At 41.4% G+C, this 24,626-nt stretch carries 23 protein-coding genes, 1 riboswitch and 1 other annotated feature; of the genes, 6 read left to right on the plus strand and 17 right to left on the minus strand.

Annotated elements, in window-relative coordinates:
• Positions 1 to 335: 335 nt before the first annotated feature.
• The 4 genes from LF817_RS18685 to LF817_RS18700 all read right to left on the minus strand — a co-directional run bounded on the left by LF817_RS18685 (position 336) and on the right by LF817_RS18700 (position 4,956).
• On the minus strand, positions 336 to 671 hold the full coding sequence (locus LF817_RS18685; RefSeq protein ID WP_253937329.1) for a rhodanese-like domain-containing protein: 336 nt from the start codon (positions 669 to 671) through the stop codon (positions 336 to 338).
• Positions 672 to 691: 20 nt separating this feature from the next.
• Positions 692 to 1,003 carry a rhodanese-like domain-containing protein gene (locus LF817_RS18690; protein ID WP_253937330.1) on the minus strand — a complete coding sequence of 104 codons (312 nt, stop codon included), beginning with the start codon at positions 1,001 to 1,003 and terminating at the stop codon, positions 692 to 694.
• A 123-nt stretch (positions 1,004 to 1,126) separates the two neighbouring features.
• On the minus strand, positions 1,127 to 3,541 hold the full coding sequence (gene leuS, locus LF817_RS18695; protein WP_253937331.1) for a leucine--tRNA ligase: 2,415 nt from the start codon (positions 3,539 to 3,541) through the stop codon (positions 1,127 to 1,129).
• Between the two features lie 58 nt (positions 3,542 to 3,599).
• Positions 3,600 to 3,815: a binding site (T-box leader), on the minus strand.
• A 268-nt stretch (positions 3,816 to 4,083) separates the two neighbouring features.
• Positions 4,084 to 4,956: a WD40 repeat domain-containing protein gene (locus tag LF817_RS18700; protein ID WP_253937332.1), complete on the minus strand. Its 873-nt coding sequence runs from the start codon at positions 4,954 to 4,956 to the stop codon at positions 4,084 to 4,086.
• Positions 4,957 to 5,054: 98 nt separating this feature from the next.
• Here LF817_RS18700 and mnmM point away from each other — a divergent pair, with 98 nt between their 5' ends.
• A complete protein-coding gene (gene mnmM / locus LF817_RS18705; RefSeq protein ID WP_253937333.1) occupies positions 5,055 to 5,627 on the plus strand; it encodes a tRNA 5-(aminomethyl)-2-thiouridylate-methyltransferase MnmM in 573 nt (190 codons plus the stop codon).
• Between the two features lie 6 nt (positions 5,628 to 5,633).
• Here mnmM and LF817_RS18710 read toward each other — a convergent pair whose 3' ends face one another.
• Together LF817_RS18710 and LF817_RS18715 are read right to left on the minus strand one after the other, a co-directional pair.
• On the minus strand, positions 5,634 to 6,707 hold the full coding sequence (locus LF817_RS18710; RefSeq protein WP_253937334.1) for a tetraprenyl-beta-curcumene synthase family protein: 1,074 nt from the start codon (positions 6,705 to 6,707) through the stop codon (positions 5,634 to 5,636).
• Positions 6,700 to 7,494, minus strand: coding sequence for an alpha/beta hydrolase (locus tag LF817_RS18715; protein WP_253937335.1), 795 nt, complete (start codon positions 7,492 to 7,494; stop codon positions 6,700 to 6,702). Before LF817_RS18715 ends, LF817_RS18710 begins: the two co-directional genes overlap by 8 nt.
• A gap of 65 nt (positions 7,495 to 7,559) precedes the next feature.
• Between LF817_RS18715 and LF817_RS18720 the strand changes: the two genes are divergently transcribed.
• Positions 7,560 to 8,078, plus strand: coding sequence for a gamma carbonic anhydrase (locus LF817_RS18720; protein ID WP_253937336.1), 519 nt, complete (start codon positions 7,560 to 7,562; stop codon positions 8,076 to 8,078).
• A 254-nt stretch (positions 8,079 to 8,332) separates the two neighbouring features.
• On the opposite strand, the gene metK is transcribed toward LF817_RS18720, so the two are convergent.
• Positions 8,333 to 9,538 (minus strand): methionine adenosyltransferase, encoded by a 1,206-nt coding sequence (gene metK, locus LF817_RS18725; protein WP_253937337.1) that lies wholly within the window; start codon positions 9,536 to 9,538, stop codon positions 8,333 to 8,335.
• 195 nt (positions 9,539 to 9,733) lie between these two features.
• Positions 9,734 to 9,851, minus strand: a riboswitch (SAM riboswitch).
• Between the two features lie 545 nt (positions 9,852 to 10,396).
• Here metK and pckA point away from each other — a divergent pair.
• A complete protein-coding gene (pckA, locus tag LF817_RS18730; protein WP_253937338.1) occupies positions 10,397 to 11,989 on the plus strand; it encodes a phosphoenolpyruvate carboxykinase (ATP) in 1,593 nt (530 codons plus the stop codon).
• A gap of 74 nt (positions 11,990 to 12,063) precedes the next feature.
• Here pckA and ytkD read toward each other — a convergent pair whose 3' ends face one another.
• The 9 genes from ytkD to LF817_RS18775 form a co-directional block, all read right to left on the minus strand.
• The gene (gene ytkD / locus LF817_RS18735) at positions 12,064 to 12,534 is read right to left on the minus strand and encodes an RNA deprotection pyrophosphohydrolase (protein ID WP_253937339.1); all 471 of its coding nucleotides are present in this window, start codon (positions 12,532 to 12,534) and stop codon (positions 12,064 to 12,066) included.
• 312 nt (positions 12,535 to 12,846) lie between these two features.
• Positions 12,847 to 13,185, minus strand: a complete 339-nt coding sequence (locus LF817_RS18740; RefSeq protein WP_253937340.1) for a hydrolase — start codon at positions 13,183 to 13,185, stop codon at positions 12,847 to 12,849.
• 348 nt (positions 13,186 to 13,533) lie between these two features.
• Positions 13,534 to 14,286 (minus strand): hypothetical protein, encoded by a 753-nt coding sequence (locus LF817_RS18745; protein WP_253937341.1) that lies wholly within the window; start codon positions 14,284 to 14,286, stop codon positions 13,534 to 13,536.
• 55 nt (positions 14,287 to 14,341) lie between these two features.
• Complete coding sequence (gene menC / locus LF817_RS18750; protein WP_253937342.1) at positions 14,342 to 15,445, minus strand: o-succinylbenzoate synthase; 1,104 nt, start codon at positions 15,443 to 15,445, stop codon at positions 14,342 to 14,344.
• Positions 15,442 to 16,917 carry an o-succinylbenzoate--CoA ligase gene (locus LF817_RS18755; protein WP_253937343.1) on the minus strand — a complete coding sequence of 492 codons (1,476 nt, stop codon included), beginning with the start codon at positions 16,915 to 16,917 and terminating at the stop codon, positions 15,442 to 15,444. The genes menC and LF817_RS18755 overlap by 4 nt, the downstream gene beginning before the upstream one ends.
• 236 nt (positions 16,918 to 17,153) lie before the next feature.
• A complete protein-coding gene (gene menB, locus LF817_RS18760) occupies positions 17,154 to 17,972 on the minus strand; it encodes a 1,4-dihydroxy-2-naphthoyl-CoA synthase (protein ID WP_253937344.1) in 819 nt (272 codons plus the stop codon).
• Between the two features lie 59 nt (positions 17,973 to 18,031).
• A complete protein-coding gene (gene menH, locus LF817_RS18765) occupies positions 18,032 to 18,826 on the minus strand; it encodes a 2-succinyl-6-hydroxy-2,4-cyclohexadiene-1-carboxylate synthase (protein WP_253937345.1) in 795 nt (264 codons plus the stop codon).
• 3 nt (positions 18,827 to 18,829) lie between these two features.
• Positions 18,830 to 20,563, minus strand: coding sequence for a 2-succinyl-5-enolpyruvyl-6-hydroxy-3-cyclohexene-1-carboxylic-acid synthase (gene menD, locus LF817_RS18770; protein WP_253937346.1), 1,734 nt, complete (start codon positions 20,561 to 20,563; stop codon positions 18,830 to 18,832).
• Positions 20,563 to 21,954, minus strand: coding sequence for an isochorismate synthase (locus tag LF817_RS18775; protein ID WP_253937347.1), 1,392 nt, complete (start codon positions 21,952 to 21,954; stop codon positions 20,563 to 20,565). Before LF817_RS18775 ends, menD begins: the two co-directional genes overlap by 1 nt.
• Positions 21,955 to 22,156: 202 nt before the next feature.
• Between LF817_RS18775 and LF817_RS18780 the strand changes: the two genes are divergently transcribed.
• The 3 genes from LF817_RS18780 (at position 22,157) to LF817_RS18790 (ending at position 23,972) form a co-directional block, all read left to right on the plus strand.
• On the plus strand, positions 22,157 to 23,104 hold the full coding sequence (locus tag LF817_RS18780) for a 1,4-dihydroxy-2-naphthoate polyprenyltransferase (RefSeq protein ID WP_253937348.1): 948 nt from the start codon (positions 22,157 to 22,159) through the stop codon (positions 23,102 to 23,104).
• Between the two features lie 92 nt (positions 23,105 to 23,196).
• Positions 23,197 to 23,580, plus strand: a complete 384-nt coding sequence (locus LF817_RS18785) for a hotdog fold thioesterase (protein ID WP_253937349.1) — start codon at positions 23,197 to 23,199, stop codon at positions 23,578 to 23,580.
• Between the two features lie 23 nt (positions 23,581 to 23,603).
• A complete protein-coding gene (locus LF817_RS18790) occupies positions 23,604 to 23,972 on the plus strand; it encodes a TraR/DksA C4-type zinc finger protein (protein WP_253937350.1) in 369 nt (122 codons plus the stop codon).
• A 545-nt stretch (positions 23,973 to 24,517) separates the two neighbouring features.
• Here LF817_RS18790 and LF817_RS18795 read toward each other — a convergent pair.
• The coding region (locus LF817_RS18795; RefSeq protein ID WP_253937276.1) for an IS3 family transposase at positions 24,518 to 24,626 on the minus strand (109 nt) is incomplete at its 5' end.

The raw sequence follows: 24,626 nt of genomic DNA on the forward strand, positions 1-24,626 counted from the left end.
GATCAAACTCTCCATAAAAGTTAGTTTGACTTGCTCATTTGCACACCGAATGTGCTTGTTTTACTTCCTTCTTTAATAGAAAGAAGACTTGACGTACTGGTTGGTTCGTTCAGTTTTCAAAGATCAATTAACTGCCTATGCGACAGTACATAAATTCTAGCATAATCTTTCAAAGAATGTCAATAACTTTTAATAAGTTTCATAGGTGAAATTATTAAAACGACAGCTTCTTCAAAAAGAATGATTGCTCAAATAAGCAACTTTTATATCATAACTCTCTTTAAAAAGAATGTCAACAAAAAATCCAGGTCATTTATTAAAAACCTGGATTTTAACTATGCTGTTTTTACATAATAAATTGATTTATGCCGCTTTTTTCGGATTATGCGGGCAGCCAGCATGGCACCTCTTTTGTCATCCGTCACTAAAAGAATGTTTTTTGTGCATTCATAACGTTCTTTCAAAGCTCTTGGCAAATAACTCAAAGGAATATTCTCAGCGCCAGGGTATGGTGATCGGTGTGCCGAAATGTAATCACGAATATCTATCACACAAAACTCATCTCCTGAAACTTTCTGGCTCGTTAAAGGTTTTACAACATTCTTCTGATAAAAGTCTCTCAATAATATAAATAGCAGAGAAATACTGAATAGAATAATGACCCATTCCATTTATCTGGTTTCCTTTCTTCCTAAAATACTAGCTCGCCCTTCCAATCGAGCATTCCGCCTTCAAGGTTATTAACTTTCTTGAAACCTTTTTGATTCAGGAATTCTGAAGCATTCATGCTCCTTTTACCTGAGCGGCATACCATAACATACTCTTTGGAAGAATCCAGGTTAGCTACTTCTTCCGGTACATGACCTAGTGGAATGTGCTTTGCAGTAGGGATCATACCTTGAGCAACTTCTTCGTCTTCCCTAACATCTATAATAACTAAATCTTTATTTTCCTCTAGTGCTTTTTGCAGTTCATCCGTAGTCATCACGTTAATTTCATTCATTTATATTCCTCCTTGAAAAGAGTAGTTCCAGTTTAATTCTAATAAAAATCATTCACTAGTCAAGAATTTGATTCTAAGTGGAGAAAAAGCCGCCTTTCCAATATAGGAAGGCAGCTCTTTGAATCAATTGGCTACGATATTAACAAGTTTTCCAGGAACTGCGATGACTTTACGAACCGTTTTCCCTTCCAGCCACTCTTGAACGTTCGGATGTTCTAAAGCCGATTTCTCTAAATCCTCTTTAGATGCTTCAGGATTCACCATCATTTTCGCACGTACTTTCCCCATAACTTGGATGACTACTTCAATTTCATCTTCCACAAGCTTTGATTCATCATAAGAAGGCCATGGTTCATAACTGATGCCGCCTGTGTGACCCAGCTTTTCCCAAAGCTCCTCAGCCAGGTGAGGGGCTACAGGTGAAAGAAGTTTGACGAAACCTTCCATAAAGTCTTTAGGAAGCTCACCCGCTTTATAACTATCATTGATAAAGACCATCATTTGAGAAATACCTGTATTAAACCTTAGCTCCTCAAAATTTTCAGTGACTTTTTGAACAGTTTCGTGGTAAGTCTTTTCCAATTCTGTATCGTTTGAACCTTCAATAATAGAGTCAGAAAGCTTTCCTTCCACAACAAACAATCTCCATACACGGTCAAGAAAACGTCTGGCACCGTCCAAACCGTTTGTTGACCAGGCAATAGAAGCTTCTAGAGGTCCCATGAACATTTCGTATAACCTTAATGTATCAGCACCATGAGTAAATACGATATCATCCGGGTTTACTACATTCCCTTTTGATTTACTCATTTTCTCATTGCCTTCCCCTAAAATCATGCCCTGATTGAACAACTTTTGGAAAGGTTCTTTTGTCGGCACGACTTCTGCATCATAAAGGACTTTGTGCCAGAAACGAGCATATAGCAAGTGAAGCACAGCATGTTCTGCGCCACCAATGTACACGTCGATCGGAAGCCACTTCTTAAGCTTCTCATAATCGGCAAACACTTCGTCATTGCCGGCATCGATATAACGAAGGAAATACCAGCAGCTGCCTGCCCACTGAGGCATGGTATTAGTTTCCCTGCGACCTTTCATACCTGTAGCAGGGTCGATGACATTTACCCAGTCATCGATGTTAGCTAATGGGGATTCCCCTGTACCTGAAGGCTTGATTTCGGTAGTTTTAGGTAAACGGACAGGAAGTTCTTCTTCTGGCACCGCACTAATCGTGCCATCTTCCCAATGGATGATTGGTATTGGCTCTCCCCAATAACGCTGACGGCTGAATAACCAGTCCCTAAGACGATACGTCGTTTTACGGGAACCCTTATTATTTTCTTCAAGCCATTGGATGGATTTGTTGATTGCTTCCTCTTTAACAAGTCCATTCAGCATACCGGAGTTAATGTGTTTTCCATCGCCCGTATAGGCCTCTTCTTCAACGTCTCCACCTTCTAGTACTGCAATAATAGGCAGATCGTATTTCGTCGCAAATTCGTAATCACGTTCATCATGGGCTGGTACAGCCATAATCGCACCGCTTCCATAGCTCATTAGCACATAATCTGCCACCCAGATTGGCAGTTTGTTGCCATCAATAGGGTTGATGGCATACGCGCCCGTAAACACACCTGATTTATCCTTCGCGAGATCTGTACGTTCTAATTCACTTTTGTTTTGAGCTGATTGCACATAAGTATTTACCGCATCTGCGTGCTCAGAGGTGACCACTTCGTTGACTAGCGGGTGTTCCGGAGCAAGGACAGCGTAAGTAGCGCCATAAAGTGTGTCAGGACGTGTGGTAAACACTTCAAATGATTGGTTGTGATGAGCTATATCAAAAATAACTTCTGCACCTTCGGATTTACCGATCCAGTTCCTCTGCATGTCTTTAATGCTCTCCGGCCAATCCAATTCTTCCAGGTCTTCCAAAAGCCGATCAGCGTATTCTGTAATCTTTAACATCCACTGTTTCATCGGACGCCTTTCTACTGGGTGACCCCCTCGTTCACTTTTGCCATCAATTACTTCTTCGTTGGCAAGAACGGTCCCTAGTGCAGGGCACCAATTAACCGCGACTTCATCTATATATGCTAAATCTTTTTCATAAAGTTTTAAGAAAATCCACTGTGTCCACTTATAATAATCAGGATCGGTTGTATTCACTTCACGATCCCAATCATAGGAAAAACCTAACTCCTGAATCTGTCTTTTGAACGTAGCGATATTCTGTTTTGTGAACTCTTCAGGATCATTTCCTGTATCCAGCGCATATTGTTCAGCTGGCAAACCAAATGCGTCCCAGCCAATCGGGTGCAAGACTTCGTAGCCTTGCATGCGTTTCATGCGGGAAAGAATATCTGTTGCCGTGTACCCTTCTGGGTGGCCAACGTGAAGCCCTGCTCCAGATGGGTAGGGAAACATATCCAATGCATAAAATTTATGTTTATCGGAGCTTGAATCTGTTTTAAAAGTTTTATTATCAAGCCAGTAGGACTGCCATTTCTTTTCTATATTTTTATGATCAAAAGCCATCTGTTTTCCTCCTAATAAATCTATATCAATAAATAAAAAAAGCCACTCATCCCTATTTATCAGGGACGAGAGACTTCTCCCGCGGTACCACCCAAATTAACGTCTGAACGCTCACTTGAAATCGATATCGGTGATTATACCGGAAGAAGTTACCACTCTTGTTCACTTCTTCGACATCAAAGGCGAGTTCACAAAATCTCAGGAACAGCTTGCACCACCCGCTGCTTCTCTAAAACCTTAAGAGTTTATTACTATTCCTTTTCAACGTCGTTACATATCTAATTTGTATATTATTGAAAGCGTGAAGCTTTGTCAAGGTCTGCTATTCAATTGTTTAGTATCAATTGCTTTGTAGGTAAATCCCTGTAAACAAAGCTGCAAAGTGGGAGGACGTGTGAGAAAAACTATTCTCACAACGAATAGTTCTATCAATAAAAGCACTCAGCAAACTATACGCACACGCAAAAGGTCCATGCAGAATGCAAAATATAATTCACGATTTAACAAACGACCTCCACAACTCCTAATGAAGTTAATTTCATTTACTCTCTATCAAAAAAACGTATACTTTTATCGGCTGAAGCAACAGCTATTTGTCGACCATCTGGAGAATAATCCACACCATAATTCCCTTTTGCTGGAAGAGATTTTTCTGTGCTGAAGAGATTATTCAGTTGTATTCTCTTAAAGTTATAAGGCATAGCTACTCCCACTTCTTTATCATCATGTGACAGGGCAAAAGAGTAATAACCTTCGCCTCCTAAATTTAACTTCTCTAATACTTGATGAGTCTCCATGTCCCAAATCATCATTGTGCCGTCATAACCGACGGAAATTCCATGTCGGTCTTCATCAAAGAACCGAAACCCCATTGTTGCGTATTCATGACCGTCAACTTCCTCAATCATTTCACCTGAAGGGATTAATAAACGACGTATTTTGTTCCCTACTCCCCCTACTATGACATGAGGTTCATGTTTTGCCGCACATAGAACTCCGCTGTTGCGCTGATCACTTTTTCTCGTATACACAAGATCACCATCAGGCCATTCCCTTACACGGACATTCGAAGTTTTATTGCTGGTAACTAGATATTGCTCATCATAAGTGAGATGCATATGGCTCACTCCGGATTTCAAATCCTGTAAGTAATTCAACGGTTCCGATTGAGAGATCTCATGGAGCAATATCTTACCATCACCCGAGGCAGAAATTAATTCCTTGCCGTTGTTCAGCCAAATGATACTGTTTACTGTTTGATTATGTCCCTCAAAAACTTGTACTTTCTCATACGTAGAGCGGTCCCATAGATACAATTCCCCACTAAAACCCGCGGATAATATGTAGTCTCCCTCTGGATGGTACTTCACTGCATTCACATGAGAAGAGTGACCTTGAATTTTCTTACCATTCATTAAAAGCCAGCACCTTTCTTTATTGAATTCCTGCTTAATGGCATTTCATGTTAGAATGACAACTGATTTAAACTTAGTAAAAGGGGATATCAAGAACAATGAAGTTAAAACGAGTTCTTCAATATGCACACGAATTAATGGAAAATGCCTTACAGGAAGGTGATATCGCCATCGACGCAACATGCGGCAATGGTCATGATACCTCTCATTTGTGTAACCTTGTCGGAACAAAAGGCCATGTATATGCTTTTGACATACAATCTCAAGCTGTTGACAATACAAAAAAAAGGCTGAAGGAGAATCAGGTAGAAGAAAGAGCCACTCTCATTCAGCAAAGTCATCACAAGATTGAAGACCATGTACCTTACAGCCACCTTAATAAATTGCAGGGGGCTATCTTTAACCTTGGCTACTTGCCAGGAGGAGACAAGGCCGTCATCACGCAACCTGATCATACGATTGAATCAGTCACTTCCATTTTACACTACCTGCAACCAGGCGGACTAGTCGTATTAGTCGTCTATCATGGTCATCCTGGAGGTGAAGAGGAAAAAACTGCTCTTCTGGAGTTAGTGAAAGGACTTGCACAAAAAGATTACAGTGTATTGCAGTATGGGTTCATTAACCAAAAAAACAACCCTCCATTTATTGTAGCTATAGAAAAAAAGTAGATCGGGTCAGGATAATCCGTCTCGAATACGGTTATAAACTTTTGAATTAATATAGAAAAACTTTGCCTTATTGCCACTTGCCTTAAGCATAGATTTCACGAAACCTTTCGCCTGAAATAAGTATTTGACTTTTTGATCAGCTAAATACATCCCTACCAGACCTTCATGAATCATTTCATGAAAATGACGATGAGGGAGCTCCTTGATGGATTGATGAGTCTGATTTACAAAGTAGATGAATCGATCCTTCATTCGTTCCCCATCTTCATAATATGAACAAAAGTTAAGATCTCCTTCTCTGGCATCCTCATCCTGATCGATATAATAATCTAATAATATGTGGAGTCCTTGCATATACGGGAAATAACTGCGTTCAATATCTTCTGCTAATTTTTCTGTCATTCTGCCTCCTAATGTATAGGAGACCAGACAGAATATTCCTAAGGTTGACCCGGTAGAAGCTGAAAATTCGTACCATTCAAGCTGAGGACATCCTGATCGATGATCTTCGAACCATTGTTTCAATCGCGGAACCCTCTCATCCTCCCTTACATGCTTGTGCACTTGCAAGTCATTATAAAGACAGCCTAACTTTTTAATATGAGTATGCGCAATATTATAATGATGTGAATGCCTAAGGACTGTCTGACACGTTTTCACTAAGGACTCAAGATAACCGCCGTCATCTTTATCTTCTCTGAACTCGTAGTAATTTCTTGTGGAATTTGACGGGGTGAGAGCATCTGTCATAGCTTCATGCAGCCTCCGGAAGTCCTTAGGGTCCATCGATGTGCTTCGATCACACAAATTATCCAAGTAATCACTAATTGTCTGGTAAGCCACGATGAATCGAACAGCCTGCTTCCAGTTCTCTTTTGCTAATAAGGAATAAATCCCTCCCCCTTCACAATGAAAAGTTTTCGCTTCGATACTGGCAGTGGCTTGATTTCTCAACTCTTCGTTAGGAATCGAATGCGCTTCTTTCTTCCAATAATTAAGCTCTTTATGAACCTCAGGAAAAACTTGTCTGTAAACCTTATATAATAAAGGCACTGCACGTGTCGGGATCTTTTCAGTCACGTTGATCTCCCCTTTTCTGGTGGTTGAGCAGCTGTTGATCGATAAAGTTGAGCATGTAAGTATAAACGAGTTTCCATTCGACTTCATTAAAAATTTCGTGATAATAATCCGGCCAGTGTTTATATGTTTTCTCATGAGTGTTGATATTATTAAACCACTCATACGTTTTTCTATGATCTATTATCAAATCATCCCCAGCTTGCAAGACAAGGGTTGGCAAAGCAGGAAATTCATCAGCTTGTTTCATAGCGTTTTTGATTGCTTTTTGAAATTCCAAATACCACCTTACTGAAACCCTTTTAATTATTAATGGATCTTCTTTGTGATTTTTAATTACTTCCTGATTCCTCGTAACCTTTTCTGGGCTAATGGTTGATGATACCTTGAAAGAAGGACGGACGAAGTTGACTAATTTAGAAAAGCCTTCAACAGGTTTAGATGGTCCGTTCAATATGCCGAGCGCTGGAGATGACAGAATGACTCCATTCACTTCAGGCTTATATTTTTGAAGTGTGCGGATGACGATTATCCCTCCCATACTGTGGCCTAAAAGAAAAACCGGGTGTTGTTTCCCCGCCTGTTCGATCCACTGCAGCAGAGTATGTAAATAATCATCAAACTTCCTTATATGCCCCTTGTCTTCTTTAGATTTCCCCTGGCCAGGAAGGTCGTCAAGAATGACAGAAAAGCCATCACTCCGAAGTCTTTCTGCTAAGTGCTGATAGCGGCCAGCATGTTCAAAGGCTCCGTGGACTATGATAACCGTAGCTTTTACTTTATTCCTCATTACAATCGCTCTCCTCACCAGCCATTTGCTATAATAAACGTACTATTATTATAAGGGGGATATTAATGATTTGCGAATATAAGGGGAAATTCCCGCAACTAGATCCAAGCGCCTTCATTGCTGAAGATGCTGTCATAACTGGAGATGTCACGATTGGAGCTGAATCGAGTGTATGGTTCAAAACTGTCATCCGAGGAGATGTCGCACCTGTTCATATTGGAAATGAAGTGAATATTCAAGATTTGAGTATGCTGCACCAGAGTCCTGACCAGCCTCTCGTCATTGAAGACGGGGTAACCGTAGGACATCAAGTGACACTTCATTCGGCGATTATTAGAAAAAATGCTTTGATCGGTATGGGTTCCTTAATATTGGACGGTGCAGAAATTGGAGAAGAAGCTTTCATAGGAGCTGGCAGTCTAGTACCTCCAGGTAAATCTATTCCTCCAAGAACTTTAGCGCTTGGAAGACCTGCTAAAGTTGTAAGGGAATTAACTGAAGAAGATTTCAAGGAATTGAACAGGATTCGCGCAACTTATGTGGAAAAAGGAAAAACCTATAAGACTGAACAGACAAACAACTAATATAAACGTTACTGTTCTAAGGTTTAAAATATATAAGGTTTATTAAAACTGAATCTTTTTTGTTAGCAGAACCATCAACCATGGCCATACCCATATTAAATTTGACGAGAGCTTTTTCTTGAAACAAAAAAATCGCTCCATTCGTTTTAATGTAAGCTTTTAAACTTAACTGAAAACGGATGAGAGCGATTTTTTATGAGTAACTCTTCAGCTGCTTTATTTTATCATTTTAATGGCTATTGGGACGACACTTTTTATATTTTTTGCTCAATCTTTTGTTTTAAAAGCTCAGATTTGTCCGTTTTTTCCCACGGAAATTCAACGTCTGTACGGCCAAAGTGTCCATAAGCCGCAGTTTGACGATAAATCGGACGGCGCAAATCTAGCATTTTGATAATACCGGCAGGACGAAGATCAAAGAGTTCACGTATCGCTTCTACCAGCTGGTTTTCTTCTGCTTTTCCGGTACCAAAAGTATTGACGGAGATAGATACTGGCTGGGCTACTCCGATTGCATATGCAAGCTGTACCTCACAAGAATCAGCTAACCCTGCAGCAACAATGTTCTTAGCTACATACCTTGCTGCATAAGCGGCTGACCTATCCACCTTAGTAGCGTCTTTCCCACTGAAAGCTCCCCCGCCATGACGCGCGTAACCGCCATAGGTATCTACTATAATTTTTCTTCCTGTCAATCCCGCATCTCCCTGAGGACCGCCTATAACGAAACGGCCAGTAGGGTTGATGAAGTACTTCGTATTCTCATCAATAAGATGATCAGGCACTACAGGCTGGATGACTTGTGCTTTTAAATCTTGTTGGATTTGCTCCAGGGTGATCTCTTCCGCATGCTGTGTAGAAATGACAATAGTATCAACCCTCAGAGGTTTATCATTCTCATCATACTCGATCGTCACCTGAGTTTTCCCGTCGGGTCGCAAATAAGCTAAAGTTCCGTCATTCCTTACATCGGAAAGACGTTTAGCTATTTTATGGGCAAGCGAAATCGGCAGAGGCATCAATTCTTTAGTTTCATTATTAGCAAAACCGAACATTAACCCTTGATCTCCAGCTCCTATAGACTCTATCTCATCTTCGCTCATTTGCCCTTCTCTTGATTCCAAAGCGACATTGACTCCGCCAGCGATATCGGCAGATTGCTCGTCAATAGCTGTAAGTACCGCACAAGTATCGGCATCGAAACCGTATTTAGCACGTGTGTACCCAATATCTTTGATTGTTTGGCGTACGATCGCCGGAATATCTACATAAGTGTTTGTACTGATTTCACCAGAAACGAGTACAAGTCCTGTAGTGACTGTTGTTTCACATGCCACTCTTGCATTTGGATCATTTTTTAAAATTTCATCTAATATCGCATCAGAAATCTGATCACAGATTTTATCAGGATGCCCTTCTGTTACTGATTCTGACGTGAATAACCGGCGATTGGCTGGCATTCTTGAAAACTCCTCCTTCTGTTAGGTACAAAATTCGACGGAACCCTTTACCCGTATCTTTATAGAAGCATATTATACGTCAAACTATATTGTTTGTTCACTCATCCATTAAAAAAGCCGCACTTGAAAGGAGAATTTCCATTTTAATAGAAAAAAACCCTTCCTACTCAAGAGGAAAGGCACCGTATCCTTTCGCTCTTATCGTCCAAGATTACAGTCTTGAGTAACCTTGCTTCAGGTTAGCACCATGTCAAATGAATGACGGGTTGCCGGGTTTCATTGGGCCTGTCCCTCCACCGACTCTGGATAAGAGAGTATCCGTTCGGAATAATAGTATCGAAATCCTTTCCCTATGTCAATCAGTTTTCATTAGTTTACGACAGGGAACACGACGCGATTTTACAGCGTTTTTAAAGATTTGGTTACGAGGCACTGTGATGAACCGGTAAGGAGACTCAACATACCAGTTCATCCCTTAAAAAGCTTCATAAGCCTAAGTAGGTAAGAGGATAAATAAAGCTTGATATCCTCCTCGCCCTTCTTTGTTATCATAATACACATACATTTATTTATGGAGACCCTTTTCTTCTATAAAAATTTTGCAGATTGCGTCACTCTATCGTCTAAAACCAATCCTTTAAACCTAAGATTCATTTACTTCGCCGGCATTAATAACAAACTTCATTATATAACCTTGCTCATTACTTAACATCCGTGTATAACATTATGACCTTTTTGTTAATAGAATAAAATGAAAGCATTTTCATCGTATAGTATGGACTATTGATTTGAATGTGTTATACTTTGTTCCAAACACAGCATATCATTAAATTTTTAAGTAAAGGCGGGTAGGCACTTATGAGCGCAATTAATCAAATGTCAGACTTGAATCAACTGGTAAATCAATCGAATGTTCATCACCAACTATCGGTTCCCCAGTTAGTCGAGAGGGTTCTTTCCAGAAATGAGGGTTCTTTAACTCATACTGGGGCGATTCAAGCGACTACTGGAGAATATACCGGGCGCTCCCCGCACGATAAGTTTATCGTGAAAGATGATCATTCCACTGACGAAGTGAACTGGGGAAAGACGAATCAATCCATTGAGGATGAAACTTTTATAAAACTGTACCACAAAGTACTGGATTACTTAAAAGACCGTCAAGAACTTTTTGTATTCAAAGGATACGCTGGAGCTGATGAACGTTATCGTCTGCCGATTCAAGTCATAAATGAATTCGCATGGCATAACCTTTTCGCTCATCAAATGTTCATTCGACCAACGGAGGAAGAGTTGACGCAGCACGAGGCAGAATTCTCGGTAATATCTGCGCCGACCTTTAAAGCTGATCCAGAAATAGATGGAACAAATTCTGAAGCGTTTATTATAATTTCTTTTAAACACCGGGTCGTGTTGATAGGGGGCACAGAATATGCAGGAGAAATTAAAAAGTCGATCTTCTCTGTCATGAATTATGTTCTCCCCAAGAAAAATGTTTTATCCATGCACTGTTCTGCGAATGTCGGAAAAGAAGGAGATGTCGCTTTATTCTTTGGGTTATCAGGCACCGGGAAAACGACTCTTTCTGCCGACCCTGACCGTAAGCTGATCGGAGACGACGAACATGCTTGGTCCAACTTCGGCATTTCAAATATAGAAGGAGGATGTTATGCGAAATGCATCAACCTCTCCTTTCAAAAGGAACCGCAAATTTTCGATGCTATTCATTTTGGTGCGGTACTTGAGAATGTAGTACTTAACCCTCATTCCCATCAGCCAGATTATGATAATACTTCACTGACTGAAAATACGCGAGCTGCCTATCCTTTACATCATATCAAAAACACCGTCGTTCCGAGCGTTGCCGGGCATCCTAACGCTATTATATTTTTGACCGCTGATGCAACAGGAGTATTACCTCCCATCAGTCGCCTCACTAAGGAACAGGCCATGTATCATTTCTTGAGTGGTTATACGAGCAAACTAGCTGGTACCGAACGCGGAGTCACTTCTCCTCAAGCTACCTTCTCAGCTTGTTTCGGTTCTCCTTTTCTCCCGCTTGCTCCTTCAGTCTATGCTGAAATGCTGGGAGAAAAAATCGATCAATTTAATTCTGAAGTGTATTTAGTAAATACCGGTTGGACAGGTGGAGCTTTTGGTGAAGGGGAAAGGATGAAATTATCTCATACACGTTCCATGATTCACGCTGCTCTCGAAGGCGAATTGAAATCTGTTGAGACGTATTTAGATCCCGTTTTCGACCTTCAAATTCCTACTCATTGTCCTGGAGTACCTGATGATGTGCTTATACCTAAAAAGACATGGAAGGATCCAGAGGCTTATGATCGCAGTGCTCATGAGCTAGCCAATAAATTTCATGAGAATTTCAAGAAGTTTGAACATGCCAGCAAAGAAATAAAAGAAGCCGGCCCTTCTTATGGCAGGATTTAATGTAACAACGTATCCTTATCTCCTCAATATTTAGAAAGACCGTGCTAAATCAGCACGGTCTTTTACTTTTGATATTATAAGTATTTATTTAAAATTCTCTCCATACACTTGGGGAGAACTTGATCCTTCATCATGAAACTATACCTTGGGTTACTGCGGATTCGTTTAGGCAATTCATTAAGTAGGACAGGTCCGTCAGTTTCGAAATAATGCTCTTGTTGAATTAACGAAGAAATCGTTGCGTAATAAACGTTCTTTATTATCGAACCGCCTTTCCCAGCAACGTAGTATTGGCCGATGTACTTCAATTCATCAACTTTCGCACCTGTTTCTTCATACACCTCCCGTACAGCTGCTTGATCAGCTATTTCTCCGGGTTCCACTTTGCCTCCAGGAAATTCAATACCTCGGTCTTTATGTTTAGTCAGCAGCCATTGATTTTTGTAACGGCAAATAACCCACACATGCTTGGGGTCCTCTGAAAAAGGATAGTCATCAAAGGATAGTTTCACTAGATTTCGATAGTAATCATAAAAAGTTTCCACAATAGATCATCTGCCTTTAGTACTTGTTTATGTAATTTTAACTTCTGTATTAAATCGTATCATAAGCTACAGTTAATAAAAACTATATCGTTTATTCCATTGTATTTCACTCATCGAGCCTTCACAACGGAAATATGGTTGTTTTTACTTTCTGTTGAAATTTTTTTACAGTCTTACATAAAGGCAGTATAAAAGCACAAAGGATTATTCACTTTTTTAAATGTACATGGACAGAGCGCGGAAGATACTTAAATTTATCGGTTTTCCATCCGCTCGTCTATGACGCCCTGTCGTACAAAAACCGCTCCTCATTTAGGGAAGCGGTTCTTCGTCACTCGGTAAGTCTTCAAGTACCCCCATCGAACGGATATGCTTTTTCGTCTGGTCATCTCCAAGGTCATAGATCATCCGGAACGCAGACTTCATCCCTTCGTCGAATTCATCGTTAGACATATCATGGTGATAAGGGTCAAAGGGTACATGCGCCCTAAAAAAAGCCCTTGTATCTGAGTCATACATTTCGTCAAACACTTCTCTAAGCAAAAGTAGATCTTCGTCATCTGCATTAATAATGAAGTCATCGTTATTGCCGTCATGATTGATTGAGATTTCTCTTGTCCCTATGTTAACGTAATACGGTTTCTTTTCCATAACAAAACCCTCCTTCTGCTTATTTTGAACATTTGTGGAGGGTTTTATGAAAAAAATCATTCTTTTAACAAAAGCTATAGCAAACGTTGTCGTTGTTTTTCATAAGAATTATTAAATGATAATGCGTCCGATGTTGGCTTTAGAAAACAATGAGACTCCTGTGAGATGTACATGGTAGGTGAGATCCCGAAAGGCGAAGCCTGAGGAAGCTCACCACATGCCCACGGAAAGCGGTCCGTTTGCTAATGTCACCATATCCTCATGCAAATGTCTCGAAACTGAGCCTTCAAGAATAAGATGATTTTTATGAATATCAACACGGAACTCTAACAAAGCCTTGATAAAAAATCAATGACGACTCAAATGTGGGCAAACTTTACAGTACGTGCTGTCTTTATTCTTCTTATAAGATAAGCAGCAGCATTTTCTTTCTCTCGCCCCTGTAGAAAGTATGGGCTGGTCAAGAAAGTACGTAAACGGATTGGATTTAGTTCCAAACACTTCTCCTGGCAAGTCTCTGACAACGTAATAAAAATCTCTCTTCATACCTGCTGCGACTCGCTCATCATACCACTCATAAAACTGCCTCTCATACAGCCAAAAAATATAAATTGCTGTATTTTCCCACATTACATCCATGGATAACCGGGTTAATTGATTAATTTTTAAAAATAACGGCCGTACATGATGATTGAATAATTTTTCAAGTTCAGTAGTCATCCATTCTTCCCTTGTTTGATTGGCAGGTTCACTTACTTCTTTAGAAAGCAAATTAAATTGAGGAAGCCACTTTTTGTCTTCATCTATCCGAACAAGCTCTATATTGGAAAGTCTCATGTCAGGGAATTTATTAAAAATTGTCATAAGCGCCAAAGGTACGGTCGCGATATAATAGCCGTAGCGTTTCGAAAGGACGGAAGCCGTAGTTAACATAAATTCCGATCCCATGAATGCATGCATTTGATCGAGTGTTTGCTGCACTCCGTCAACCGTTTGAAGGTCTTTTCCCTGGATTACCTCCATGATTTCTCTGTCGGAATCCATATAATAACGGAAGTTCTGATGCAAAAATTCCTCTTCCGACCTTTTAATAAAACTCATGGCACTTCTCCTCATTTTGAAAATATTTCACCTACCTGAGTAAAACTTTCCAGCTTTACTCAAGAATATATTCGTATGCCTCTTCCGTAACTTGCTTTAGAAAGTCTTCGTCTATTTCATACCCGATTCCGTTTTCATCAGAAACACGGATTTCCCCACGGTCCACTTCTATGAATGGTTTAATAATATCCTTTTCAAAATACCTGGTGGAACCCGAAAGGTCTCCCGGCAAAGTGAAGTTAGGCAGGGATGCTAAAGCGATATTATGAGCTTTAGATATTCCAGTTTCTATCATACCACCGCACCAAACTGGAATATGATGCTCAACACAAAGGTCGTGAATTTTTAATGCCTCAGTCAATCCTCCCACTCGACTAATCTTAATGTTCATCATACGGCAGCTGCCTAACTCAATAGCTTGCTCTGCATCTTCATAACTTTCGATAGATTCATCCAAACAAATGGGCGTCTCCATTTTTTCTTGGAGGGTTCGATGTAAATAAAAATCACCAGCTCTAAAAGGCTGTTCAATCATCAATAGACCAAACTCATCAAAGGCTGCTACTCTAGTGAGATCTTCGGCCTGATACATTCCATTTGCATCGATCATGAGTGGAAGGTCGGGGTAAAGACTCCGTACTGCTGCAATCGATTCTTCTTCTTTCCCTTTTTCGACCTTCAGTTTAAATCTTTCATATCCTTGGGACAAAAGATTACCGATTTCTTCTTTCATCCGCTCCGAAAGACTGATTACCGCCCCGGCTTTTACAGCTTCTTTAGTTCCTCCTATAAGCCTAGCAAGTCCTACCCCTTGCTGTTTAGCGTACAAGTCCCACAAGGCCCCTTCTAATCCGGCCTTCGCCATCTGGTTGCCTTGAAAGGAGGAAGCTTGTTCATGAAAATTATTAGGGTGGTGGATTTCTTTAAATTCAATTGATGGTATCAGTATATCCACGACGATGTGCCAGGCTGTGTCAGTTGTCTCCGCTGTGTAAAAAGGGGAAGGAAATGCAGTTATTTCACCGTACCCGACCTTTCCTTCCGCGTCTTCTATTTCTACAATGATAGCCGGGCGTTTCACAATCTCAGCTTGGTGGGTTTTAAAAGGAGTTTTCAGAGACAGAGCGATCCGCTTAAGTCTTATTTTCTTTATTCTCACTCATCCCCACCTCCATCAATCAAATCCTTCAACTTTCTTCTTACTAATTTATTTGAAGCATTTCTGGGCAGTTCTGAAACAAAATGGATGGTATGAGGTACTTTGAAAGAAGCCAGCCTGTTTTGACAGAAAGCAGTTACCTCTTCTTTAGTAACCTCTTCTGGATTAGACTTAACAATAAAAGCTACCGGCACTTCTCCCCATTCCTTATGAGCGGTTCCAGTCACTCCTGCTTCTTGTACCCCTTCTATTTCTGTAAGCACGCTTTCTATTTCAGCTGGATATACATTTTCTCCTCCAGAAATCAACATATCCTTCACTCGATCCACTACGAACAAAAAACCTTCCTCATCTAGATAACCCAGATCTCCTGTGGCAAAATATCCGTCATTTACTGATGGATGGCCGAAGTAACCTTTTGCTACCATTGGGCCTTTAACGTGAATCTCCCCTACTACATTTGGTGGAGCAGGCTTCCCATCTTTAAAAACCTTTAAAGTAGCAGGTCCCAGTGCTTTACCCGCAGAACCTAATTTTCTAAATGAATCAGCCGGGCTTAGTGTGGCTATTTGAGAACTTGTCTCTGTTAAACCGTAGGACTGGAAGACAGGTAAATTTTCACTGTCTGCTTCGTGTAATAATGTTTCCGGCACAGGCCCGCCGCCCAGTAAAGCACCTCTGAAAGAAGAGGGATAGTTTAATGGTTTTTCCTTCAACATACGCTGAAGCATGACAGTAACGATGGATATAAGAGTCACCTGATTGTTTTTGATTTGTTCGTGCACGAGATGCAGGTCAAAACGTTCAAGGAGGACGATCGGCATGCCATAGACGACATTTTTTATTAATAGCGAAAAACCACCAACATGGAAAAGCGGCAGACAGGCAAGCCATTTATCATTAGTATCCAAACCTAAATTCAAGGATGAAGCTACAGCACTGAACCAGTGATTGCCGTACGTATGCATGACCGCTTTTGGATTCCCTGTCGTCCCCGACGTATACATCATCGTAAATATATCATCCAAATCAATGAACTCTTTGAATCGTTCATACGTCTCTTTTTTCATCCTGGGTATTTCATCAACGTTAGTGATAGAAATGGCATTAGACATTTCTTCAAGTGCTCTCGTACCTTTCATGTAATGATCATGATCCGCAAAGCATTGAGAAACCTTTGCATCTTGCAACTGAAATTGAAGTTCCTTTTCAGTCAAACGCGTGTTTAAACACACGACAATTGCACCGATATAGCTCGCTGCATGAATAAAAGCTGCAAAATTTATATGATTGCCAGATAGAATCGCAATATGATCTCCTTCTTGAACGCCTAGTTTATACAAGCCGCCGGCTATCTGCTGGCTAAGTTCTTGCAATTGCCGAAATGTAAGTACTTCATCTGGCGATTCAATGGCATGCGCATTCGGGTGTAATTGTGCTTGTTTATCCAGCCAATGTGGTATTTCTGTCATACTACGACCTCCGGTTTCACCTTTCGGCTTTAGTTTATCCACTGGGACGGCTCCCATTCCAGTTTGGTTTCCAACGACCATCGCTTAATTAAGAGATCACTTCCTGTTGATGTAATTCGTCAGGGGAGTCCCCTTCTTCAAGCAAAACAGGTTCTCCAAATTTGTTAAGAAACCACATATAAAAAGAGCTTTCCCGCTTAAGCAGGAAAGCTCTTTTTACAACGTTTCTGCCTATATTAAGGAAAACGAGGGAACTGATCGAAGTCTGGTTTGCGTTTTTCTTTAAATGAATCGCGTCCTTCTTTGGCTTCATCAGTTGTATAATAAAGCAATGTGGCATCGCCACCCATTTGCTGCAAACCTGCAAGACCATCTGTATCCGCATTGAAAGAAGCCTTTAAGAAACGCAGAGCTGTCGGAGATTTTTCGAGCATTTCTCTTCCCCACTGGACCATCTCATCTTCAAGCTGATCAAGAGGAACAACAGTATTGACTAACCCCATATCTTGAGCCTCTTTGGCACTATATTGACGACAAAGATACCATATCTCTCTAGCCTTTTTGTGGCCTACGATACGAGCAAGGTATCCTGCACCGTACCCAGCATCGAAGCTCCCTACTTTTGGTCCAGTTTGACCGAATATTGCATTATCTGCTGCAATGGTTAAATCGCAAACGATATGTAATACATGTCCTCCTCCAATCGCGTAACCAGATACCATTGCAACGACAGGCTTAGGAATTACACGGATAAGACGCTGTAAATCAAGTACATTCAACCGCGGAATCCGGTCATCTCCTACGTAACCTCCATGGCCTCTCACACTCTGATCTCCACCGGAACAAAAAGCATCATCCCCAGCTCCAGCCAGGACAATCACTCCGATTTTGGAGTCATCACGTGCATATGCGAATGCATCTATAAGTTCTTGTACTGTTTTCGGACGGAAAGCATTTCGCACTTCCGGACGATTGATCGTTATTTTTGCGATACCTTCAAAAGTTTCATAAAGGATATCATCGTATTCACGTTCTGAAACCCAATTATAGCTCATTACAAAATCCTCCTTAAATAAAGCTGTTAAACGGAATGTTCCGCTTTATGCAGTTATTATTATATCACGAATTCTTCTACGATTTTAGCAAAAACCTTTGGTTCTTCCAGGTGCACGGTATGCCCGGCTCCTTTAACCTCTATATAAGTCGAGTATGGCAGAAGAGCATCCATTTCCTTATTAAGCTCTACAAACTTTTCGTCTTTACTACCTGTTATAAGTAGTATGCGCTTTTCGAGTTCAGTAAGTCTGGACCACCACGAAGGCTGCTGACCGGTACCCATTCCCTTTAATGATTGTGAGAGTCCTTGAGCTGTATGACTTAACCGCTCCTCTTTGATTAACTGCCGCGATGTTTGAGAAAGGTTTTGCTGGGTTTTAAAAAGAGGCAGCTGCTCCCAGTCCTCCACAAACGATTCTACACCCTTTTTCTGGAGCTGGTCTATAAAAGTTTGGTCCTTCGCCTGTCTCGCAAGCTGTTGTTCAGTGGTTTGAAGACCAGGCGAAGCACTCTCTAAAATCACTGTGTCGATATAATCCGGATAGAGCATAGCAAACGTCAATCCGGCACGCCCTCCCATAGAATAACCTAATAAATGAACTTTAGATAGGTTCAGTTCATCTAATAATAGAGCTAAATCTTTTGAGAATTGTTCCATCGTAACAGGCCCGATTTCTCCTGTTTTGCCGTGACCAGGCATATCTATCGTAATGGTTCGCAGAGAATCCGGAAAAAGTTTGATTATGGAATCAAACGTTTTTCCTGTACCCGTAAATCCATGCAGGAAAAGCAAAGGGGTCCCTTTTCCGTCATCCTCAATCCAATAGCTTCGTCGACCCGCTTTTACATACATGAATTACTCCTCCCAGCTTAATACAGCTTCAGCGATTTGATTCCATTTTTGCTTATGGAAAGCTACATGGTCTTCTCTATTTGTGAGAAACTCGATGATGGAGAGGCCCTGTTCTTTATAGCTGTCTGATAACGACAGTTTATACGTATCCCAGTCTGTAACAAGCTTGTGGGATGCGCCGTACATTTCGGTAACCCCTTTAAAGTCAATTCCTAAAGGAGTGCCGAACAACTCTTCGAAATGTTCACTTTTCTCAGCTTGTGGAAGGTAAGAGAAGATCCCTCCGCCATCATTGTTAATAACAACAATCGTCAGGTTCAAGCTTCGCTGCTTTGCAATCAGCAGTCCATTCAGATCATGGAAAAAGGAGACATCCCCAAGCAACAGTGTCGTTTTGCGTCCGGTCGCTGCGATGCCTAGAGCAGTTGAAATTACTCCATCAATACCATTTGCCCCACGGTTAGCCATAATCATCACTTTTTTTGGGGTAGAAACAAAAAAGCTGTCTACATCCCTTATCGGCATACTATTTCCAACAAACAAAACAGAATCGTCAGGGATCGCATCAGATAAATAAGCTACTGCATGTCCCTCATTCAACCGTTCATCAGGAGCTGCGAGCATGTGTTCTTTTGCTTCAATATTCATTTTCCGCCACAAATCAAGCCAGTTATTTTCTATGCTTCCTTCAGAAATTTCAGCAGCAACCTGTTTACAAAAACTCAAAGGATGACACCAGATGAATTGCGCGGCCACTCCAGAAGGTTCCCGATAACTAGAGTGCTCTTCTACAATAAAATGCTCGACTGTATTTCCGTAGCTTTGAATCCATTGTAAGTAAGCTTTGGAAACAGGCATTGCCCCAAACCGGATAATATAGTCAGGCTGAAGCTTTCTTTTTAACGAATCTGATTTCAGCAAAGCGTCATAACTTTCTATCACGTTTCTTTTATCATGGTCCCCTGCCCTCAATTGTGATAAAGGGTCAGCCAGGACAGGAATCCCCACTTTCGAGGCAAGCTCTGTAATCACTTCTGCCAAATCAGGGTTGGGTTGGGGGCCGCACACAATCAAGCCATTGCGGCCACTGAGTAAAAGTTCTTTGAACACTTTTACGTTGTCCTCTGAAAGCGTTGTTAAGCCTGCCATTATTTCTGGAATAGGCTCTTGCTCATGACTCCAGAGTTCCGGTAAAGAAAAATCCGGGGTCAAAGGCTCTCTGAGTGGAATATTGAGATGGACGGGTCCATTATGCTCAGAGGTACTTTCCATCACCGCTCTAGCTGCTTGTTTTCTAACATAAGACAGCAGCGATTCTTCAGGCAGCGCCAAATCGTGAAACCACTTTACATACTTACCGTACATTTCCGTTTGCTCTATCGCTTGCGGCGCTCCTACGTCTCTTAATTCATGAGGACGATCCGCAGTTAATACAAGTAAAGGAACCCTGCTATAATAAGCCTCTACAATAGCAGGGTAGTAATTGGCAGCTGCCGTGCCAGAGGTACAAACTAGCGCCACAGGCTTCTGTTTCTCTTTGGCGATCCCTAAAGCAAAAAATGCTGCTGATCGTTCATCTAAATTTATCCAGTGATTGATGTCATCTCGCTGCCTGAAAGTCATCGCAAGCGGAGTAGACCTTGAGCCTGGAGAAATTACGACATCTTCCACACCGGAGAAAGCAAGCTGATCAACAAAATGAACCATATATTTAGTTAGTACTTCGATATGACTCATCAGCTCCCCCCTAAAACAGAGAGCATAGGTTTTAGTTTTACTCCCGTTTCAACATATTCAGCTTCAGGATCTGAGTCTTCAACAACCCCGCATCCAGCAAACAATGATGCTCCATCTCCCCTTATCAATGCCGATCGGATCGCTACCGCAAACTCACCATTATTCCTTCCATCAAACCAGCCGATCGGCCCAGCATACCATCCGCGGTTCAAAGCTTCGTGAGAACGTATATAATCGACGGATCTCTGTTGAGGCATCCCCCCAAGTGCTGGGGTTGGGTGCAATCTCGCCACTACGTCAAGAAGAGTATAGCCTTCTTCAAGAGTGGCGGTTACCGGCGTATATAAGTGCTGTAAATTACTCAAGGGGTAAACGACCGGATTCTCAGGTATCTCGATGTCATAACAACAAGCTTCCACCGCATTTCTGATCATTTTAACGACAAAGTCATGCTCCTGACGATTCTTAGGGTCGTTCAGCAATTCCTGGCCGAAGCGGTGATCTTCTTCATTGTCCCTGCCGCGCGGTATCGTTCCAGCTAAACATGTGGAAACAAGCTCCTGATTTTCCACCTTTACAAGACGTTCCGGAGTAGCCCCGACAAAATGATGACCGCCGCTTTCCACGGAGAAGATATAACTTTGTGACTGACTTTCTGCAAGCTTTTCAATGACTGCCGCTAGCTCTATATCATTTTTGAATTGCAGTCTAATTTCACGAGCAAGGACAACTTTCTCAAGCTCACCGTTTTTAATATCATTTGTCGCCTTTCCAACCAGCAATTTCCATTCCTCAGGTTCTATTTCCTCTATTTCTGTACAGGCAGGAAGCTGCGTTTCCTCCCTGCTTCCATCCAAAAGAAGAGCATGAGCCTCTTCTACCTGGTTTACAATCTGTTGTTTATGATCTTCCTCTAAAATGAGGATGTTTGTAGTCAAATATGATTGATTACCTTTGTTAGTCAACAAATACATCGGGATCGTCATCTGGCTTTCAGGGAAATGTTCCCATGGATAAGCATTGTCCTGCTCAGTATCAAAACTAAATCCCCCGACACAAACGAGCCCGGTGCCTTTTTCATGGTGAGGATCAAACACATCAGCTTTTTGCTGAACCTCATTCCAGACAGCCTCTATTTCATTGAAGCGATGCTGGTCAGAAGATAGAATCTTCTGCGCGGAACCGACACCTACTAAAACAAATTCTTCGTCAGCACTGCGCCAATATGAACGATGCTCATCCAATTTATGAGCTCTATCTAAAAAAGAAATACTGTTCGTTTTATCTATTTGTTTCACTACACTTATCAGTTGCGGCTCTCCCAATAAGGCGGCCTTATTTATAGCTCCCTCTACGATTTCTTCAATCTGAGGTATTTTAGTATGAAGCATGAAAATTCCTCCCATCCCTCTCAGGGACGCTGCATTTAATCGGTCTTTATATATGTTTTTACAGACCCTCTTCTATTTTATTCTCTTTCAGGCCAGGACTCAAGGAATCCCCACTATTAAAAGCATATTCTTACAACGATTGACACTTACGGGCCGTTTCCCTAAACTTAAATTGATATTAAATTACAAGGGAGATGGCCCCATGAGCACTTTACCTAAGCAAAATATGAAAGCTTCCTTGAACGAACAGGGTGGATTTCAGGTGTGGTGGCGATTACTGAGACCTCACACTTTAACGGCAGCTTTTGTGCCTGTATTCATTGGATCGATGCTTGCGGCCCTGCAAGCCCCCATCCATATCGGTCTGTTTGCAGCCATGATGGTCGCCTCTATTTTGATACAAGCAGCGACCAACATGTTCAATGAATACTTTGACTATGTCCGCGGACTTGATAATGAGAATTCAGTAGGGATCGGCGGTACAATAGTCAGAGACGGAATAAGCCCGGTAACTGTAAAGACTCTTGCTTATAGTTTCCTTGGTATCGCTACATTATTAGGTGTATATATTTGCGCCTCTTCAAGTTGGTGGATTGCCCTTATAGGAATCATTTCCATGCTTTTCGGTTACTTGTACACAGGCGGGCCCTATCCTATAGCGTATACGCCATTCGGTGAAATTACGGCAGGGATATTTATGGGGACTGTGATTATAAGCATCAGCTATTATATTCAAATGTTATCGATTAGTTGGACAGTCATCATTGTATCTATTCCTGTCGCCATCTTCATAGGAGCTATTTTGCTGGCTAATAACATCCGCGATCGGGTCGGTGACGCTGAAAATGGGAGGAAGACAATAGCCATCCTCCTTGGCCATGAGGGATCTATCCGCTTTTTAACAGTGATATTCTCAATTGCTTACAGTCTGACTATACTGTTCATTCTGTTAGGCATTCTACCCGTTTGGTCTCTGATTACTTTCCTAAGCATAAGAAAAGCCACAAATGCGGTAAAAGGCTTCACAGGAAGAAAGCAGCCTCTAGAAATGATGCCTGCAATGAAGGCAACTGCCCAAACGAATACGATTTATGGATTTCTTCTAGGTTTATCACTGCTAATCCAGTTATTTATCCCACTGACTCTATAGAAAAAGGATGGTGAATGCCATCCTTTTTCTATAGGTTTGATTTACATACGTAAGGGAAATATTGAAAAGGAATGATGTAGATGGAACTTTCAATGAAAAATACTTTAATGGAAACGTTAGGCATTGAAGTAGTCAGTGCGACTCCTCAGCAAGTGACTTTAAGCATGCCAGTTGATGAGCGTACACATCAGCCAATGGGATTTTTACACGGAGGTGCAAGTGTAGCACTTGCTGAATCTGCAGCTAGTATAGCATCCTTCTTGAACATCGATACTCGTACGCACCAAATATTCGGTCTTGAAATAAACGCAAATCATCTGAAAAGTGTTCGCTCTGGAAATGTCTATGGAACAGCCAAACCTTTTCATATAGGAAAAACAACAATGGTTTGGGAAATTTCAATCAAGGATGAGGAAGATAGACTTATTTCTATTTCGCGCTGCACTGTTGGAGTCGTGCCACTGAAACAAGCCTGACGTGGTGAAAGGAGTACAAATGTATGTTAACTAATAAGCAAATCGATCATTTCAAAACTCAATTAGAAGAAATGAAGGAAGAAGCAGAGAAAGAAATTGAGGATTTCCAAGAAGAGCAGACAGCAAACAGCTCTTCCAATGAAGGCGAACTATCCAGTGTAGCCGATCATCCAGGTAATTTGGGTACTTCTCAGCATGAAAAACAAAAAGACATGACCTTTTATGAGCAGTCAAGAGAAAAATTAATGGAAGTAAATGATGCGCTTCAGCGGATCGAAAATGGCACATTTGGTGTCAGTGAAAAAACAGGAGAACCTATCCCTGTAGAACGCCTGGAAATCATGCCAACAGCCAGATTTAATGTAGATGAAGTGGAAGAAGAGCGGTCTTAAGCCGCTCTCTTTTTTTATGATTAAAACCTTAATGTTCATTCCTTATGAAAGACCAAGTTTAAAAAATCTTCGGACTGTTTCCGTCATGTTTGACAGCGTTTGGAGATCCGGGAAATCACTCGCTTTCCGCGGGAACGCGGTGAGCCTACTCAAGCTAACACTCCACGGGGTCTCCCCAAGCACTCTCTTCCCGCCGGTGTCTTGCAATTCCACGAATCTCCTTGCGGTTATTTCGGAAACTGAAAATCCCGCTACAGGACGTCAGATTCTTTGATTCAGCTATGATGAAAGCTTGATGTTGACCGGTTTACCCCTATAAACAATAATTGTGAAAACAGGCCCTCTGTTCATGAATTTCGTATCATTATTCCCTCGTTCAGAGGTGGGAAACGACGAGACTCCCGCGGGAGAAGGGGCTAGGCGAGATCGCACAGGGCGAAGCCCGAGGAAGCTTGCCAGGTCCCCCGCAGGAAAGCGAGTTGTTTCCCAACCACCCCTGCACCTCATAAGGTGACGAACCATAATTTTGGATTGTCAACACAAAACTAGACAATTTCATTAAGGTGTTTCTTCTTAAATTCTATAGGACTAAGGTAGTTGAGAGTGCCATGAATGCGAATATGATTGTACCAGTGGACATAATCAAATAAAGCC

It is taken from the genome of Halobacillus sp. A1 (assembly GCF_024189295.1).
In the GTDB taxonomy this organism is placed as follows: domain Bacteria; phylum Bacillota; class Bacilli; order Bacillales; family Halobacillaceae; genus Halobacillus_A.